This is a genomic window from Pseudomonas luteola NBRC 103146 (genome assembly GCF_002091675.1).
Classification (GTDB): Bacteria; Pseudomonadota; Gammaproteobacteria; order Pseudomonadales; family Pseudomonadaceae; genus Chryseomonas; species Chryseomonas luteola.
This window is the reverse complement of record NZ_BDAE01000104.1, coordinates 1-513: the sequence shown is the minus strand read 5'-3', so window position 1 is coordinate 513 and position 513 is coordinate 1. Positions and strand designations below refer to the sequence as shown.

At 52.2% G+C, this 513-nt stretch carries 1 protein-coding gene; it reads right to left on the bottom strand.

The features are described from left to right. Window positions 1-513 (bottom strand): RNA-guided endonuclease TnpB family protein (locus PLU01S_RS25285; RefSeq protein WP_139804015.1); only part of this gene is annotated, 513 nt, incomplete at both ends.

Here is a 513-nt window from a genome sequence, read left to right as displayed (position 1 = left end):
AGCGTTTACATCGCGGTCATGCCCGACTGAGCAGGCAGGGCAAGTCCAGTAGCGCACCGACAATGGCAGGATATCTACCCTACGATTACAGCCTGAGCAGGTCTTGGAGCTGGCAAACCACTGGTCAATTTTGACAACGTGCTTGCCTTGCATCCGGGCCTTGTAATCCAGTTTTTGAACCAGGCTGTACCAACTGGCATCTGAGATATGCTTTGACAGCTTGCGGTTCTTCAACATGTTTTTAACTTTAAGGGTCTCGACCACTACCGCTTGGTTTTCGTCAATGAGTTGTCGGGACAGATTGTGCTGGAAATCAGCACGGGCATTCGCAAGGCGCTCATGCGCCCTGGCAAGTTTAAGGCGTGCCTTTGCGCGGCCCCTACTGCCTTTGTTGCAGCGTGACAGGGCTTTCTGTTTGCGCCTGACATTGGCCTGAGAGCGATTAAGAAATCGGGGGTTAGCTGTCTTGTTACCCTCGGAGTCGATAACAAGATGCGTCAGGCCCATATCAAT